This is a genomic window from Nonomuraea sp. NPDC049607, from assembly GCF_040675375.1.
Classification (GTDB): Bacteria; Actinomycetota; Actinomycetes; order Streptosporangiales; family Streptosporangiaceae; genus Nonomuraea.
The window spans coordinates 442,196-456,604 of record NZ_JBFAOV010000001.1; the positions used below are offsets into that span (position 1 = coordinate 442,196).

Here is a 14,409-nt window from a genome sequence, read left to right on the forward strand (position 1 = left end):
CCACGGCAGTCGGCCTGGTGTGACGGGACGTCGCCGTGTCATCAGGTTGCACTGGACCGGCCGCAAGCTTCTGGGGGTCTGCCCCGCCCCTGAGCGGGCAAGGCCTACGACGACGCACCGCCGCCCCTCTTCCGGCCCTGCCCGCCGCAAGTGAGTCAGTCCTTCTTCACTGGCAGTTCCGGACGCTCGTCGGTCCAGCCGATCGCCTGGAACGAGGTCGAGAGACGCAGCTCCGCCCGCCGCCCGTTCTCAAGCTTGGTGGTGTTCGTCCGCACTTCGGCGAGAAGCTGACCGGCGCCGGGGTCGACCACGAGCTGAACCTGGGCGAACACGCCCGGCTCGATCTCCTCCTGATAGGCGAGCGTCTCCCCGCGCCGGCCCAGCGGATCGGTCATCTCCCCCTCAGCCCGTATGCCGGGCAGCGACGCAAGGATCCGGTACGCGGACGCACGGGTCTCGGGCGAGGCCGGCAGCGTACTGATGATGTCCACACAGTTCCGGAGGAGGATGTGCGCCTTCGCCTCCTCCACGTCCATGCCGGATCCGGTCAGGTCCAGCTTGCCGATGCGCTCTTCCAGGTAGGTCCGGAGTGGCTCGGGATCGCTCGGGATCGCGCTCGCCTCCTCCCAGGTCAACGGTTTCCCTGCGAGCTCACCGACCATCTTCCAGTGAAGCTGTTCGCCGGTCCGCTCGCCTGCCGCCGTCTCCAGCGGCTTGGACGGGACGGAGAACAGGTTCTCCGTCCTCATGTCCTTGGGGTATCGCCAGCTGGTGGGCGCCCCCGCGTCCCGCCAGGCGGCCTCGTCCTGTGGTGTCGCGGGCTTGACGCCGAGGTCCTGCCAGACGCGCCAGCTCCGCAGATCCGGCCGCTTCGCCAGCCACACCTCCTTGGAGCGTCCTCCCTCAAGGACGTAGCTGCGGGTGGGGTCGGTCAACATCCACCGGTCGACGGTCGCGGTACGCCAGTAGTCGCCGCTCGCCGGGGCCTTCTCCACGGCGACGGCGGCGGCGAGCAGGATCTGCCGGGCGGTCGGCTCGCCCGTCACGGACACCGACGTACTGGGCCGAGGCGCGACAGAGATCGTCCTGTCGGACGACGTCGCGGGGACGATGACCGCCACCGCGGCGGCGGCCGCGGCCAGGCCGAGCAGAGAGCGGCCAGGAGAGAGCAGGCGCCGCCGCCGAGCTGGGACGCGCTCCGGCGCGTCCGTCCCCCCGACCTCCGTGGACGGCCGCGCGGTCGCGGCCGCGATGATCCGATCGAGCCGTTCCGGATCGTCCGCCGGCTTGAGCGACGCCGGACGAGTGGCCGCGAGCGACTTCATCACATCGGTCTTCTTCACCGGGTGGACTCCTTTGCAGATGGCAGCGGTCGGGAGGAGAACACAGTGCCTGTGCTCGCGTGGGGCTCTGCGGCGGCCAGTGCACGCTGGAGCCTGCGTCGGGCGCGATGCAACCGGACGAAATACGTGGCCGTGGAACAGCCGACGACCTTCGCCGCGTCCGCGGCTCGCAGACCATGCCAGGCGACCAGCGTGAGCAGTTCACGATCCTCATCGGAGAGCGCAGCGAGCCCCCGCAAAATGGCTGCCCTCTCGGTGACCGACTCGGCGACGTCGCGCACCGTCAGCTCCGTGGCCGAACTCCAATCCGCCAGTTCGTTCTCCAACGACTGACGCCGGGCCTCCGCCCGGTAGGACTCCCGCAGCACGTTGCGGGCGACGCCGAGCAGCCACGGAAGCGCCTCGTCCGGCACGTCGTCGATCCGCCGCCACGCGACACAGAACGTCTCACTCGCCACCTCCTCCGCGAGCTGCCGCCCCGCACGGCTGACGGCGTACGCGTACACGCTCGAATAGCAGGAGCTGTACAAGACGGTGAACCGGTCACGAAGACCAGGTTCGATCATGCGTCCTCCCTTCCCCTCAGTGGGCAACTACCAGGGAAGTGCGCAAACCGCCCGACTTCTTACACCCCGCAGGGATTTCGATCATGATCAGCTGAACGCGCACCATCGCGAGACCCCAGCAGAGGAGCCGGCATGACCTTGGACGTGGAAGCTGTGACCGCCATCGACCAGTACTTCGCCCGGTATGGAAGACGGCGCCACAGACTGACACGCCTGTATCGCGACATAGTGGAGTTCACGGTCGCCGATCACGGGATAGAGATCCTTGACCGGATGGAGATAGACATCCAGTGTCCATGCTGCGACGAGGAACAGGACCGCAGACGAACGTCTCACACGGGGTTCAGTTCAGGCGCCACTCGTCGGCCGGAATGCAGTCGTCCATGGTGTTGGCCCAGTCGTCGGGCCTCCCAAGAATCAGCCGGGTGAGCAGGATGTCGCCGGCTCGCTGCGCACGAGGGATCATCCCCAGCTCTTCTGAGCCGATGTCACCCTCAGCGGTGAAGCTCGCTTCTCTGCCGGATCCCTCCAGGTAGGCGCCGAGCTCGGCCGAAAGCTCTGAAGGCAGCCGACCTACGAGCCGGATCCCGTCCAATGAGACCTGAGGTCCGGACAAGGCGTCGGCAACAACACAGGTCAGTCCCTTCGAGCCGAGGTAGTAGGCCACCACATCCACCCGGTACATCGGAGCGTCCGCGGCGCGAAAGCGCGTGCGCAGCTGTTCGAAGGGGCCGACCTTACCGACCTGGGAGACGGCATCGGAGGTGAATCCCCGTACCTCCATCGCGGCAATCGCTTCCTGCGGGCTCATGCCGAAACGCAGTGGACCGACACGCTCAAGCGGCGCAAAGTCCCATCGCGCTCGATCAGCTTCTCCTACGACCGTCCACAGATCAGGCCACACGCCGGCAACTCCTTCGAAGCCATCCGGAACCAACCGCCCCCCAGGCCGCACGCCGCGGTGAACTCGTGTCGTAACGGCACGACGATCAGAGCTCTGATCCATTCGCCCACGGAGCCGCACGCATGAGCTTCAGAGCGCGACCCGCGAGAACTCTCAAACGCGCCCAAGTGGGATGACTCCGCAGCCCCTCGGAGGTCCACGGCTCCGGTCCTTCCTCCGTCAACTCTGCGAGGAGCCGATCGATCTCATCCAGATGCCCGGACAGCTCGTCGCCGATCCAGCCGGCCTCCCGCGCCATCCACGAGACCCTGTACGCGTGATCGAAATCCAGAGCAAGCTCATCAGGGCACATCACGGATCCGAGCCACGCGATCTGATCAGACGCCGGCCACGCCAAACGTTCCAAAGCCCCATGCAGTAGCCGCCAAGCCCCCATTCGCGCCTCGTCCTCGCCCGGCTGCCGCACCGGTTCATTCTGCCAAGCTCACCCGCCGACTGACACTTTACGAGGCCAAGACCAGTCCTGATCTGCAAACATCTCCTCATGGTGGATGCCCACGGCTCGGCGCGAATGATCGGCTACTGGTGGAGTCCCGAAGCTCCGGAACGGCCTCGTCCGCACGAGTTGATCGATCCCGACTGGGACCCCGAGGAGCGCGACCTGCTCGCTCTCTACCTGGAGAGCGGTCAACAGGCTCCCTACAGAGCAACAGGCCCTTCACCATGCCGGATCTGTAACGAGCCCAGCGGCAATCTGGAGCTCACGGACGGCGTGTTCCTGTGGCCGCAAGGGCTGGCCCACTATGTAAGAGACCACTCTGTACGCCTTCCCGCCGAGATCGTCCTGCGCGCCCAGCAGTGGGCCGAGCCTACGGAATGGGACGAGGACGAAACATGGTGGCGGGAGCCGAACCCATACGACGATCAGCCACCCGGCTCAGTGGGCCAGCGCTGACCTTTCACTTCTACAAGTGGCCAGCCCCACATGTGCGATCGCAGGACAGCGTCTGCGCGGCGACGTCACAATCCCGGCCCATGCGCTCCGTCGATACGGCGAACAGGCAGAAGGTCCGGAGCACGCCGCCGCGCCCAAACGCACAATCCGACCCCCTCAAAGCCGTCCCGTCTCGCTCCCCGAACGCCGCCACTCCACCGCCGCCGGAGACCTGATCAGGGATCTTCCGGTCGGGCCGCCTGGAGGTAGGTGAGGACTGCCAGGACGCGCCGATTGCCGTCCTGGGCTTGGAGGCCAAGTTTGGCGAAGATGTTGCCGATGTGCTTGACGACCGCGCCCTCGGTGACGTGCAAGCCTGCGGCGATGTGGGCGTTGCTCTCCCCGGTCGCCATCCGGCCCAGGACCTCGTGTTCGCGCTCGCTGAGCATGTCGAGCGCGTGCGGGCGCCCGGAGGACATGAGGTGCCCGATGACCTTGGGGTCGATGACGATGCCGCCGCCTGCGATGACGTCGAGGGACTGCATGAAGTCGGCGACCCTGCCGACGCGATCCTTGAGGAGATAGCCGGCGCCACCACGGCGAGGCCCGTTCGCGGGCTCGGCGATCAATTTGGCCGCGTAGGCGTCACCGAGATACTGCGACAGCACCAGGATGCCGATGTCCGGATGCTCGGCGCGGATCGCCAGTGCGGCCCGCAGTCCGTCGTCGACGTTGCGGGGCGGCATCCGTACATCGGTGATCACGACGTCGGGGCGGTGGCCGGCGACGGCCTCCAGCAGTTCGTCCGCGTCCTCGGCCGCGTGCACGACCTGGTGGCCGAAGCGTTGCAGCAGTGCTACCAGGCCTTCCCTCATCAGGGCCGCGTCCTCGGCGATCACTACACGCATGGTGCCATTGTGCGTCATGTTGATCAGTACGGACGTGGGATGTCGGCGATGATCCTCGTCGGCCCGGCCGGTGGGCTGTCGACGATGAGCTCGCCTGAGAGCAGGACGGCCCGCTCGTACATGCCGACCATCCCAGTGCCGTGCGCCGAATTCGCGCCACCGAGGCCGTCGTCGGACACCGTCAGCCTGATCCTGTCAGAAGTCTCTGCCAGCTCGATGTGAATGTGGTCCGGCGTAGCGTGCTTGATCGCGTTGGTGACGGCCTCGCTGGCGATGTAGTACAGAGACGACTCCACCGGCAGGGAGAAGCGCCCGACGCCCTCGGCGTCGACGGTGGTTTTGACGGGTACGCGACGTGCCAGCTCGCGCAGGGCGGCGCCGAGGCCGTCGTCGATCAGCGTGCGTGGCCGTAGCCCGTGTACGACGTCGCGCAACGTGTCCAGCGCCAGTTCGTTCTCTCTCCTGACCGCCTCCAGCGACTCCAGCGCCGAGTCCTGCTCCGGCCCTGGCGGGAGCATCTCTCGTACTTCCAGTTCGAGCATGCCCAGGCGCATCGCCGAAGTGGCCAGGTGCTGCTGGGTGCCGTCGTGCAGGTCGCGTTCGATCCGCTGCCGCTCGCCCTCGAATCGTTCCAGCTCGGCGATGTTGGCCCTGGCCAACGACGCCACCTGCGCCTGCAGTTCTTCGGCCCGGGGCGAAAGCAATGCCATGGCCAGCGCTCCCTGCGCGTAGGCCGCCAGCGTCACCACGTACGGCGAGGCGACCACGATCAGCAGCCCCACCAGCGCCAGCAACGGCGCTTGTGAGGGCTCCCGCATCAGCGGCACATCCACGCCCGCCAGCACGAACACTGACACCATCGCCGCGAAGACCAAGACGGGCCCTACCAAGAGGGCGACGAAGGAGACCCAGCCGATCAGCATGTGCGCCAGCGCGAACGCGATCTCACGCCACAGCAACGGCTCCTGCAGGCCGGGGAGCCCGGCTCCCGGCGGGCGGCTGGGAATCGGCCGGAACCCGGCCAGCCGCACCCAGCGGCGCTCAGCGGTGGCGAGCCAGTGCACCCAGTAGGGAATGGTGCCGATGAAGGTGAAGGCCAACAAGGTCACGAGGCAAAGTGCGGCGCCGATCGCCAGATATTTCAGCGACATCCAGGGCCAGCGCGTGAACCAGAACCGCACGGGAGAGCTTCGCAACGCGGCCAGCGCCGCCGATTCGTACATAACGGGAGATGCTACGCATTTCGTGATCTACGAGCAGTGAGGGCACCAGGACTCTTCTGGGTGGGCTTTTGCCTACCTCGGCCCTCGACGTACCTGCAGTGACCTCGGGCGGAGCCGTACGGTGCGATGTAAATCACGACCTCCACACCTGCGGTCACACCAGTACGGTCACCGTGCCCGGCGACGCTCCCGGCAAGACCTCTGCCGGGACCGGATCGGTTTCGTACGATCACGGCTCCTGGCCCTGCGCGACAAACTCCAGAGCGAACCCTTCAAGATCGACGGCGGCAAGGTCGCCGGCAGCGACTTCACCGCCCTCGCCATCCAGTCCTCCGACATCTGGCCGCTCACGGCACGGCTCATCGCCGGCATCGCCGCAGGTGACCGCTCGGCCGTCACCGACGCAGTCCCCGACGTCTCCAACGCGATGCGTCGGAGACGTCGGCTGAGTTCAGCGAGCGTTACAACGCCAAGATGGGCCTGGCCACCGCCTGCAACCTGGACATGACGCCACGAGACTTCGAGCAGGTATGGGCGATCCACAAGCCCCTCGTACGCCAGTTTTCGAGAGCCGGGCCGATGAGCCCCGAATACAGCGAGTGCACCGGCTGGCCGTACCAGGCACAGTCAGGGGCAAGCCTGGCCGACCTGAAGGCGCGCATGGGACACGACAGCGACCGAGCGGCGCTGATTTACCAGCACGCCACACGCGACGCGGACCAGAGAATCGCCGATGCCCAGAGCGCCCGCGTAGAAGCCGAACAAAAGAAGATCGCCATAGGCTAATGGCACGTTAATGGCACGAACGCCGCTTCTCATGATCAGAGAAGCGGCGTTTTGGCTGGTGGAGCCTAGGAGATTCGAACTCCTGACATCCTGCTTGCAAAGACGCACGCAGATCATGCTCGACCTGCGAAGACGCAGCTCCACGCTCTGATCGCGTTCCCCGTGACTCCCCGCTGTTCCCCCCCGTTTCCCATCCCATCGGGCACGCAACGGGCACGCCGTGCGAGTAGGGGGTGTGCCTAGGACCTGCGTCTGTCTCCAAGCTCCTTCATCTGACGACCCGCGCGGTTGACCGTTTTGAGAATGGCTTGGATCTCGTCTCTGTGGAAGCCCATGCGCGTATGCAGGTCGGCGTCATCTAGGTGGATGCCGTTACAGACCTCGTTGAGCGCGTTGTTGATCAGGGAGACATCGTCGCGGCTCAGAATGACGACGATCTCATCCTCGGTTATTGCGTTGATCTCCACATCCGAAGCATCGCAGACCTGCCCTGTCCGATCTTCCCGGTTACTGTCGCCTTCGGAGCGGTCTTCTTCTCTGGGGCGGATGACGGGAATCGAACCGTGCTGTCAGCTCGGGCACTGCATCGATCACAGCTTGATGAGGCGCTGAGCTGAGTCCTGAGAGACCGTGGTTGACCCCTCGTCGCCCCTCCCAATGGCCCGCTGATGGCCCTGTGCTTGCGGCGGGTGGCCTCACCGCGGCCATGACAAAGTGAGCAGTGTGGACAGGCCGACGAACGATCAGGACATAGTGGGGATCTTGAGGGCGGTTCGGGTCGGCGACAGCGTCTCGGGGACAATCACGCAGGTGGGACGTCCTCACGGGGTCTCGGTGAGGCTCGACGGGCGGCTGGGTCTGGCATCGGCGGACATCGGGCCTTTGGACGTCTCCTGGTATCGCAGGTCGGATGAGGTCATACAGGTCGGCCGGCGCGTCACCGCCGAAGCGATCGATGTCGATGAGGAACGGGGAAGGATCGGCCTGTCCCTGGCCGCGACCGAGAATCCCAAACTCTGGGCATTCCTGAAAGGACTCCGCCCTGGCCAGGTACTCGGCGGCGAAGTGGCGGACGTGCAGCGGTTCGGTGTGTTCGTGGCGCTGGATGATGGGCCGCCCCATCCCATCTATCCAGGAGTAGGTTTCATCACGATCCCCGAGCTGTCCTGGCGACATTTCGATGAGGTCTCTGAGGTCGTCGAGGTAGGGCAGCGGGTCACCTGTTCCGTTCTCTGCTCCGATACCCACCAGGGCGAAGCCAGGCTCTCCCTTCGCGCACTTCAGCCTGATCCTTTCCAGGAGTTCGCCGACGCGGCTCGCGAGGGACAAGAGTTCTGCGGAACCGTAACCAAGCTCGTCCCGTTCGGAGTCTTCGTCAGAGTCGTAGAAGGCATCGAGGGCCTGGTGCCCTTGGATGAGCTCGTCTCCATGCCTGTCGAGGCTCCCGAACAGGTCGTTCAGGTCGGCGACCACGTCACGGTGACCATCATCAGCCTGGATCGCGACGCCCGCCGATTGCTCCTCTCCCGTAAGAAGGCTGGTTCTGATCCTCTGTCGCCTTGATGGCACCTGAACGGGGGACAGCGCGCTCCGGGACCGATACGAGCGCGCCGGCCTCTCTGAAAGGGTGGGGTACGTACAGACAGGTGCCCGCTATCCGGTGGGCCGGGGCTGAGGAACGAAGTCCTGGACCTTCGATCGCCCCCAGCCAGCGTCGATGCTCAGCCATGCTGTGGCGATCGTAGGGCTGCATCTGTGCGGCGGCGTGGCAACTCTGATCGGCGCGTTCGGTTGGTACGGCGGGGTCGGCGTGCGGTGCCCGGCCCGGTGTCCCGCCGCCGTCCGGGACCGGCCCCCAGGCCGCACGCCCGGACGGCGGGCGGGCGGAGGGCCGGGGGTACGGCGGCGCGCCGCGCCGCCGCTTGATACCTAAAAGAACAACTCGGCAGTGCACGGTCTATGACGAGACATGCGACCTTGGCGCTATTCAAAGCGATGTGCGTTACGGGACTGCCCACTTTCAAGCGGACCGACTGCCCTGGCTAGATGTTCTGTCCTGTGAGGGTGGGGACGCGACTGGCGGCTGGTAGTCCGTTCAGCGCCGTGTGGCCGCGGTGGTGATTTTAGGTGTGCAACCAGGTCGGCAAGGCCCGATGAAGAAGGCCACGGCAGCCGATCGCCCCAGCCCGGAAAGCGAGCACCGAAGTGAGCGGTCACCACGGCTCTAGCTCACTTCGACGCAGTTCCTGATCGAAACCATGCGTGCCATCGAGTACCAACTCTGCCATCCGTCCGTCACGCTCATATCACTCTCATCATGCTTGGAGTCATTCTCTACAGAGGAGTAGCTGAGTCCATGCTTGCACAAGGCTCTCCACCGCCAACTCCTCTCCGCTTTATGCCAGAGTGACCCGCCCCGTGATCCACCCGTTACTGAACTCGCTTACTGTGTCGATCGTTATCGAACGGAGAGGCGTGAAGATCATGAGCACATCCACCAACAGGAATGGGCCCGATGCTGATGGACTCGACTTGCCGCCTCACGAGTCACAAGATAGCCCGATACGCCAGCTGAGAAGGTTGGTCGGCGTTCTCCTCCTATGTATATGCATACTCGGAGCTTACTTACTTTATACAAATCAGGACCCCCCACCACGGGTGGCACGGGAGTGGAAGCCAGAGCCTTTTGATCCACCCGTACAATACGCGTTTATTCCCGATGATTCGAAATGCCCTAGCCAACCTTCCAATCCAACGGACGAAGAAGTCAAGTCTCCGTTGATAGCTTGCACCGAGTGGCGGTTGCGCGTCAATTACAAGCTCGGCAGAGGAAGGCAAGATATTGGCATCCCGCATGGGGCAGGCTGCGGCGGTTACCGAAGAGGAGTTAGCGTCAGCGATGACGATTGCACAAGCGACATCACGCTTTATGACGCGGCAAGCCAGGTACAGCTAAGTGATACCGAGGGCCGCAACGTCGCACTCCGAATCACTCGCGATGGCCACCGCATTGCTTATTTGAGCAAGAAATACATGCAGTTTATAAGTTGGGATCTGCCGACAGCACAGCTAAAGCCGATCTCCCCGCGCCTCGACGCCCAAGCACTAGATGACTTACGCAGCCTAGAAATCTCACCGGACGGTGAATTTTTTGCTGTGTCCTTCGCCGGGGACCAACCTCGCGTGCTTGTCACAGAGTTCGCCACTGGCCAGACCACCAGCATTCAAGGATTCTGTGCAATCCTCGGCATAAGCCAGGATGCAGCCCGGATAGCGGCACAACGAACGTGCTCCGACTCCAACGAGGCGAGCACAGTAACCATTTTGAAGCGCAATGGCGCCGCCATCAGCGAATGGAGAGCCGACTTCACCGGAAGCCTCTCCCCCGATGGCCAATCCATCGTTCAGATACAGGCCAACTTCGACGATGGCGATGAGTATATTGTCGCCCGCGACGCCATGACCGGCAAGGTTACCAAGAAGCTCAAGCTTCATCTTCTGTCGGAACCGAGCGATGCGACTGGCCACGCCTGGCTGACTAATGACGAATACATCGTCGAAGCCGATACTCCTGAGTCGAGCGAATCATTCGGCTATTATCGAGTCAATGTCAAATCCGGAACCTCGCACAGAATTCGCGATCTCGGGCTAAACCCTGGCGACACCGTTTCTCTGGGGAGCGTCCTGATTCGCGATTAAGACCGTTACCGACTTGCCCGGCTCTCCGTGGGGCCGGCAGATTCCTGGCGCACAGTTCTGCGTGCGTTCATTGGTGCGGCGGGGTGGCCGAGCGGGACCGGCTAGAGAGGCCGCACGCCCGCCCGGACCGCCGGGTCGCCCAGCGGGCGGCTGGCCTCTGTGGAGACATTGATCATCTGTGCATGTGTCGGCGCTTCGAGCTGGGCGGGTGGTAGAACGCTCCCTGTGGATGAGCGGCGGGATCGGTTGAGGGCTCTGGGTGAGTTGCTGCGGAGGCTACGGCGGGAGGCCGGCCTCACTGGCAAGGATCTCGCGGTGCGGGTACAGGTAGCACAGCCTACGATCTCTCGGATTGAGACCGGGCAGTTGCTTCCGACACCCGAGACGGTAGAGCGCCTGGTCGGTGCACTCGGCTTGGATGGTGCTGGTAGGGCCGAGCTCGATGCTCTTCTCCTTCGGCTTCGGGAGGAGATCTCCCAGTTGAAGGGTGGGCTCGCCGGCCGGGAGGCAGCGAACGCTGCACGGCTGAGGACGGGGCGGCAACTCGTTTGCTTCCAGGCGGCCATGATTCCTGCCCCATTGCAGACTGCTGAGTACGCGCGGTTGGCGCTCGCTGTGGGCCATCACGCCGAAGAGAGCGAGGTCGCCAAGGCCGCGTCTGTGCGGGTGGAGGCTCAGGCCCTGCTCTTCGATGCAGGCCGGGAGTTCTCGTTTCTGCTGACCGAAGGTGCCGTGCGAACGTGGCCAGGGCCGCCCTCGTTGATGCTGGCACAGCTTGATCGGTTAGCTCAGGTGTCCACGCTCTCGCATGTGAAGCTCGGGGTCGTGCCGTGGTCCGTGCAGGTGCCGGCGTTTCCACTGCACGGGTTCACGATCTATGACGGAGCTGTGAGCGTGGTGGAGAGCCTGACCGGGGATCTGACTATGACCGATCCCGCTGAGCTGGCCACCCATCTCCGGACGTTCGAGGCGTTCGCCGGTGTGGCGGTGTACGGGGACGAACTCCGCGAACTACTACGAACCATCGCCGACGACTACCGGGAGCTGGTCAAGCGGCTAGAGAAGTGACGCATTTATGCGTCGAATAGCTTGAGGTACTTCTAGGCTCGCTCATACTCTGACGCCATCCGATGTATAGCCCCCTAGACGACGGAGCTCCTTCATGTCGGCTTGGCGCTTCTCCCGCTACTTCCTCGGCTCCGCCCCATCCATCACGGAAGCGCGGCGCTTCGTCACCGCGCTCCTGCAAGGCTCCCCGACCATCGACGAGGCAGAGCTTGTCGTCAGCGAGCTGGCCACGAACGCGATACGACACTCCGCGAGCGGACGCTTCGGCGGCCGGTTCCTGGTCACCGTCCAAGCCCACCCGGACCGGCTCTGGCTCGGCGTCCTCGACGAGGGAGGGTCATCCTCGCCAGAGGTCTCCTGTCCGTCGATGGGAGCGGAGGGTGGGCGTGGCCTGCTGCTCGTTTCCGCTCTGGCGCTCGACTGGGGTGTGTGGGGTGATGACGGCGGCCGGACAGTCTGGGCAGTGCTGCGGTACCAGACGCAGACGGCCTCCTGCTCATGAGCCTCTGTCCGTCCCCGCATGTGCCGCAGCCACAGAGTGATTGCGCAAAGCTCAACTGGTACCCGTCTCGGTGGGACGAGCGGTGCCGCGTGATGGACTGGACCTGCTCCTGCCAGAGGGTCTACTACGAGCTGTGCCAGGCCGGCGGGTTGGGCTACGTCCGGCGCATCACCCAAGGTGGAGACCTGGCGGCCGCAGAGACCCGGCGAGTGCGGCTCGCCCAAGCCCACGCAATGTGGCACGCACTGCTCACGGGCCTGGCACGATGAGCCCGAGAGGCGTCCCCAAGCGGCGATCAGCGATTCGTGCAGTCAGTTCAAAAACTGGCGAACCACTACAATTCGTTCTGTCAAGGGGGATAGACGGCATACCGTCTAGGGGCCTAGACTCGCGTGCAGTGATCAAGGGGGGACCTGTGCCGTCGAGCGACGTGGAACGCATTGCCGCGATCGAAGACCCGTTCCAACTGCTGCGGGTCGCGACCGAACGCCTCAATGCTGCACAGCAGGAGGTCACCGAGCTGGCCCGGCTGCGCCGCCGCGTGATCCAGGACCTCCACGCCCAGGGTTTGTCGTACGCCCAGATCGCCAAGGAAGCCGGACTCACCCGAGGACGCATCCACCAGATCCGCCACACCGGGCCGGCCCCTGAGGGCGCCTTCCTCGGAACAGGCACCGTCACCCTGGCCATCCCCCTCAAGCGCGAGGCGAACAACGCCCGCCCCGTGGTCGCGATGGAGGACGTCACCGCCGCCAAGCGCCTGGAAGACCTCGTCCGCGGCTTCGACCTGGCGATGGATCTGGAACACGTCCCACTCAACGGCGAACTCAACCTCAACCGCCCAAACCTCCTGGTCCTCTGCGGCCCTCGCCTCTCCCCTGTCACCGGTGCGCTGTACGAGTCCGACCCGGTCCTGAAATGGGTCAAGGACGACGTCTGGACGCTGCATGACACCCGTACCGACACGATCTACCGCTCCGGCTCCGACAGCGAACCCGCCCGGCCCGTCGACTACGCCTACCTGGGACGGCTTGCACGGCCGGACAACAACGGCAGCCTGCTCATCTTCACCGGCATCCACCCACAGGGCTCGCTCGGCGTGGTGCAGCTCCTCCAGACCGAGATCGCCACTCTGTGGGGACAGGTCAGCGATAAGCGCTTCTCCACGGTGGTCAGCGTCGAGTACGACCCGTCCACCGGCGAACCCATCAAGGCCGAGCTGGCCAGCCCGCTCTACCGGCACGAAGAGGAGTAAGCCGTGCGGGTCACCTTCGCCACCCAAGCAGCCCCCGGCCGGGCGAACGAAGACTTCGTCGCCGCCACCCCGGACGCCGCCGTACTCCTCGATGGCGCAGGCACACCCCCCGGCTCCGACTCCGGCTGCTCCCATGGCGTGGCCTGGTACTCCCTCACCCTCGGCTCCACCCTCATCGCCTCGATCAGCAAAAGTCCCAGCCCCCTGCCCGAACTGCTGACCGAAGCGATCAAGACGGTCAACTCACTCCACGACGACACCTGCGACCTGACCCACCCCGGCTCCCCCTCGGCCACCGTCGTCATGCTCCGCCGCAGGAACGAGCTGATCGAATGGCTCGTCCTGGCCGACTCCGTTCTCGTCCTGGACGTCATCGGCGCCCCGGAGCCGGTGGTCATCTGCGATGACCGGGAAGCCCAGGTCGGCGCCCACTACAGGGCCGAGATGGACGCCCTCGACTCCGGCAGCGACGCACACGTCTCCGCCCATCGGCGTTACGTCGAGACCCTGCGCTCCTACCGCAACCGAGACGGCGGCTTCTGGGTGGCCGCCACCGACCCTCTCGCCGCCGACCAGGCCCTTACCGGCAACATGCCCGCCGACCGAGTCCGCACGGCCGCTCTCCTCAGCGACGGCGCCTCCCGCCTCGTCGACCGCTTCCACCTGGCCACATGGCGCGAAACCCTGGACGCACTCGACCAGCACGGGCCGGCGGACCTCATCTCCAGAGTCCGCGCCGCCGAGCACTCCGACCCGCACGGGGAGCGCTGGCCGCGCGGCAAGACCTACGACGACGCCACCGCTGCTCATGTCTCATTCACTGCGGCGGAATAGGCATGTGATGTTGTCGTGGAGGTTGAAGGCGGATGGCAGGACGCTGGTGGCCATGTGCTCCAAGCGCCACCCGTGAGCCTCGATCGCCTCGATGAGCGAACCGATCTCGGGCAGGCTCCTCCCCTGAGACGCCTTATCCAGAGAGGCGCTGAGCCGGGCGACGAAGACGCGCCGCCCCGCTGCATGGGCTTGCCCGGCATCCTCGACGATCTGCTGCTGGCTGGGGTTAGGACCACCACGAAGCACCATTAATGGCACACCTTTCTGTCATTCACGGAGAGCTGCCTCGATATAGATGCAACGGGCATAATCCCAGCACAGGGCCCAGAACATAGCGGAAATTTCGACCATTTCACCGCAGCGTTCCAATCGCCATTCCGAAAACTC

The 14,409-nt window shown here is 64.9% G+C and carries 15 protein-coding genes and 1 pseudogene; 8 read left to right on the top strand and 8 right to left on the bottom strand.

Annotated elements, in window-relative coordinates; all coding sequences use genetic code 11:
- Nucleotides 1–155: 155 nt before the first annotated feature.
- The 3 genes from AB0J97_RS02285 to AB0J97_RS02295 form a co-directional block, all read right to left on the bottom strand.
- Complete coding sequence (locus tag AB0J97_RS02285; RefSeq protein WP_364083433.1) at nt 156–1,343, bottom strand: CU044_5270 family protein; 1,188 nt, start codon at nt 1,341–1,343, stop codon at nt 156–158.
- On the bottom strand, nt 1,340–1,909 hold the full coding sequence (locus tag AB0J97_RS02290; protein WP_357693224.1) for an RNA polymerase sigma factor: 570 nt from the start codon (nt 1,907–1,909) through the stop codon (nt 1,340–1,342). Before AB0J97_RS02290 ends, AB0J97_RS02285 begins: the two co-directional genes overlap by 4 nt.
- 343 nt (nt 1,910–2,252) lie before the next feature.
- Nucleotides 2,253–2,813, bottom strand: coding sequence for a hypothetical protein (locus tag AB0J97_RS02295; RefSeq protein ID WP_364083436.1), 561 nt, complete (start codon nt 2,811–2,813; stop codon nt 2,253–2,255).
- 544 nt (nt 2,814–3,357) lie between these two features.
- Here AB0J97_RS02295 and AB0J97_RS02300 point away from each other — a divergent pair.
- A complete protein-coding gene (locus AB0J97_RS02300; RefSeq protein ID WP_357693228.1) occupies nt 3,358–3,768 on the top strand; it encodes a hypothetical protein in 411 nt (136 codons plus the stop codon).
- Nucleotides 3,769–3,983: 215 nt separating this feature from the next.
- Here AB0J97_RS02300 and AB0J97_RS02305 read toward each other — a convergent pair whose 3' ends face one another.
- Both AB0J97_RS02305 and AB0J97_RS02310 read right to left on the bottom strand, forming a co-directional pair.
- Nucleotides 3,984–4,655, bottom strand: a complete 672-nt coding sequence (locus AB0J97_RS02305) for a response regulator transcription factor (protein ID WP_357693230.1) — start codon at nt 4,653–4,655, stop codon at nt 3,984–3,986.
- A 23-nt stretch (nt 4,656–4,678) separates the two neighbouring features.
- A complete protein-coding gene (locus AB0J97_RS02310; RefSeq protein WP_364083439.1) occupies nt 4,679–5,878 on the bottom strand; it encodes a sensor histidine kinase in 1,200 nt (399 codons plus the stop codon).
- 474 nt (nt 5,879–6,352) lie between these two features.
- On the opposite strand from AB0J97_RS02310, the gene AB0J97_RS02315 reads away from it, so the two are divergent.
- Nucleotides 6,353–6,664, top strand: a complete 312-nt coding sequence (locus AB0J97_RS02315; RefSeq protein ID WP_364083442.1) for a hypothetical protein — start codon at nt 6,353–6,355, stop codon at nt 6,662–6,664.
- A gap of 239 nt (nt 6,665–6,903) precedes the next feature.
- Here AB0J97_RS02315 and AB0J97_RS02320 read toward each other — a convergent pair whose 3' ends face one another.
- Entirely contained in the window at nt 6,904–7,131 is a 228-nt protein-coding gene (locus tag AB0J97_RS02320; RefSeq protein ID WP_364083445.1) for a hypothetical protein, read from the bottom strand.
- A gap of 286 nt (nt 7,132–7,417) precedes the next feature.
- Between AB0J97_RS02320 and AB0J97_RS02325 the strand changes: the two genes are divergently transcribed.
- Nucleotides 7,418–8,227 carry a S1 RNA-binding domain-containing protein gene (locus AB0J97_RS02325; protein WP_364084228.1) on the top strand — a complete coding sequence of 270 codons (810 nt, stop codon included), beginning with the start codon at nt 7,418–7,420 and terminating at the stop codon, nt 8,225–8,227.
- Nucleotides 8,228–8,706: 479 nt separating this feature from the next.
- On the opposite strand, the pseudogene AB0J97_RS02330 reads toward AB0J97_RS02325, so the two are convergent.
- Nucleotides 8,707–8,808: pseudogene (locus AB0J97_RS02330) on the bottom strand (IS481 family transposase); the annotation flags it as partial.
- A gap of 514 nt (nt 8,809–9,322) precedes the next feature.
- Here AB0J97_RS02330 and AB0J97_RS02335 point away from each other — a divergent pair.
- The 5 genes from AB0J97_RS02335 to AB0J97_RS02355 all read left to right on the top strand — a co-directional run bounded on the left by AB0J97_RS02335 (nt 9,323) and on the right by AB0J97_RS02355 (nt 14,022).
- Nucleotides 9,323–10,363 carry a hypothetical protein gene (locus AB0J97_RS02335; protein WP_364083448.1) on the top strand — a complete coding sequence of 347 codons (1,041 nt, stop codon included), beginning with the start codon at nt 9,323–9,325 and terminating at the stop codon, nt 10,361–10,363.
- 225 nt (nt 10,364–10,588) lie between these two features.
- Nucleotides 10,589–11,431, top strand: coding sequence for a Scr1 family TA system antitoxin-like transcriptional regulator (locus tag AB0J97_RS02340; RefSeq protein ID WP_364083451.1), 843 nt, complete (start codon nt 10,589–10,591; stop codon nt 11,429–11,431).
- A gap of 94 nt (nt 11,432–11,525) precedes the next feature.
- Nucleotides 11,526–11,933, top strand: coding sequence for an ATP-binding protein (locus AB0J97_RS02345; protein WP_364083454.1), 408 nt, complete (start codon nt 11,526–11,528; stop codon nt 11,931–11,933).
- Between the two features lie 430 nt (nt 11,934–12,363).
- Nucleotides 12,364–13,188 (top strand): sigma-70 family RNA polymerase sigma factor, encoded by an 825-nt coding sequence (locus AB0J97_RS02350; protein ID WP_364083457.1) that lies wholly within the window; start codon nt 12,364–12,366, stop codon nt 13,186–13,188.
- A gap of 3 nt (nt 13,189–13,191) precedes the next feature.
- The gene (locus tag AB0J97_RS02355; RefSeq protein WP_364083460.1) at nt 13,192–14,022 is read left to right on the top strand and encodes an integrase; all 831 of its coding nucleotides are present in this window, start codon (nt 13,192–13,194) and stop codon (nt 14,020–14,022) included.
- Here the strand turns inward: AB0J97_RS02355 and AB0J97_RS02360 are convergent.
- Nucleotides 14,002–14,271, bottom strand: coding sequence for a hypothetical protein (locus AB0J97_RS02360; protein WP_364083463.1), 270 nt, complete (start codon nt 14,269–14,271; stop codon nt 14,002–14,004). The two genes, AB0J97_RS02355 and AB0J97_RS02360, sit on opposite strands and share 21 nt — an antisense overlap.
- Between the last annotated feature and the right edge of the window lie 138 nt (nt 14,272–14,409).

Excerpts from the sequence above, each read along its gene's own strand:
- AB0J97_RS02290 (WP_357693224.1), bottom strand. The coding sequence starts at position 1,909 with ATGATCGAACCTGGTCTTCGTGACCGGTTCACCGTCTTGTACAGCTCC.
- AB0J97_RS02300 (WP_357693228.1), top strand. The coding sequence starts at position 3,358 with ATGGTGGATGCCCACGGCTCGGCGCGAATGATCGGCTACTGGTGGAGT.
- AB0J97_RS02305 (WP_357693230.1), bottom strand. The coding sequence starts at position 4,655 with ATGCGTGTAGTGATCGCCGAGGACGCGGCCCTGATGAGGGAAGGCCTG.
- AB0J97_RS02310 (WP_364083439.1), bottom strand. The coding sequence starts at position 5,878 with ATGTACGAATCGGCGGCGCTGGCCGCGTTGCGAAGCTCTCCCGTGCGG.
- AB0J97_RS02315 (WP_364083442.1), top strand. The coding sequence starts at position 6,353 with ATGGGCCTGGCCACCGCCTGCAACCTGGACATGACGCCACGAGACTTC.
- AB0J97_RS02345 (WP_364083454.1), top strand. The coding sequence starts at position 11,526 with ATGTCGGCTTGGCGCTTCTCCCGCTACTTCCTCGGCTCCGCCCCATCC.
- AB0J97_RS02360 (WP_364083463.1), bottom strand. The coding sequence starts at position 14,271 with ATGGTGCTTCGTGGTGGTCCTAACCCCAGCCAGCAGCAGATCGTCGAG.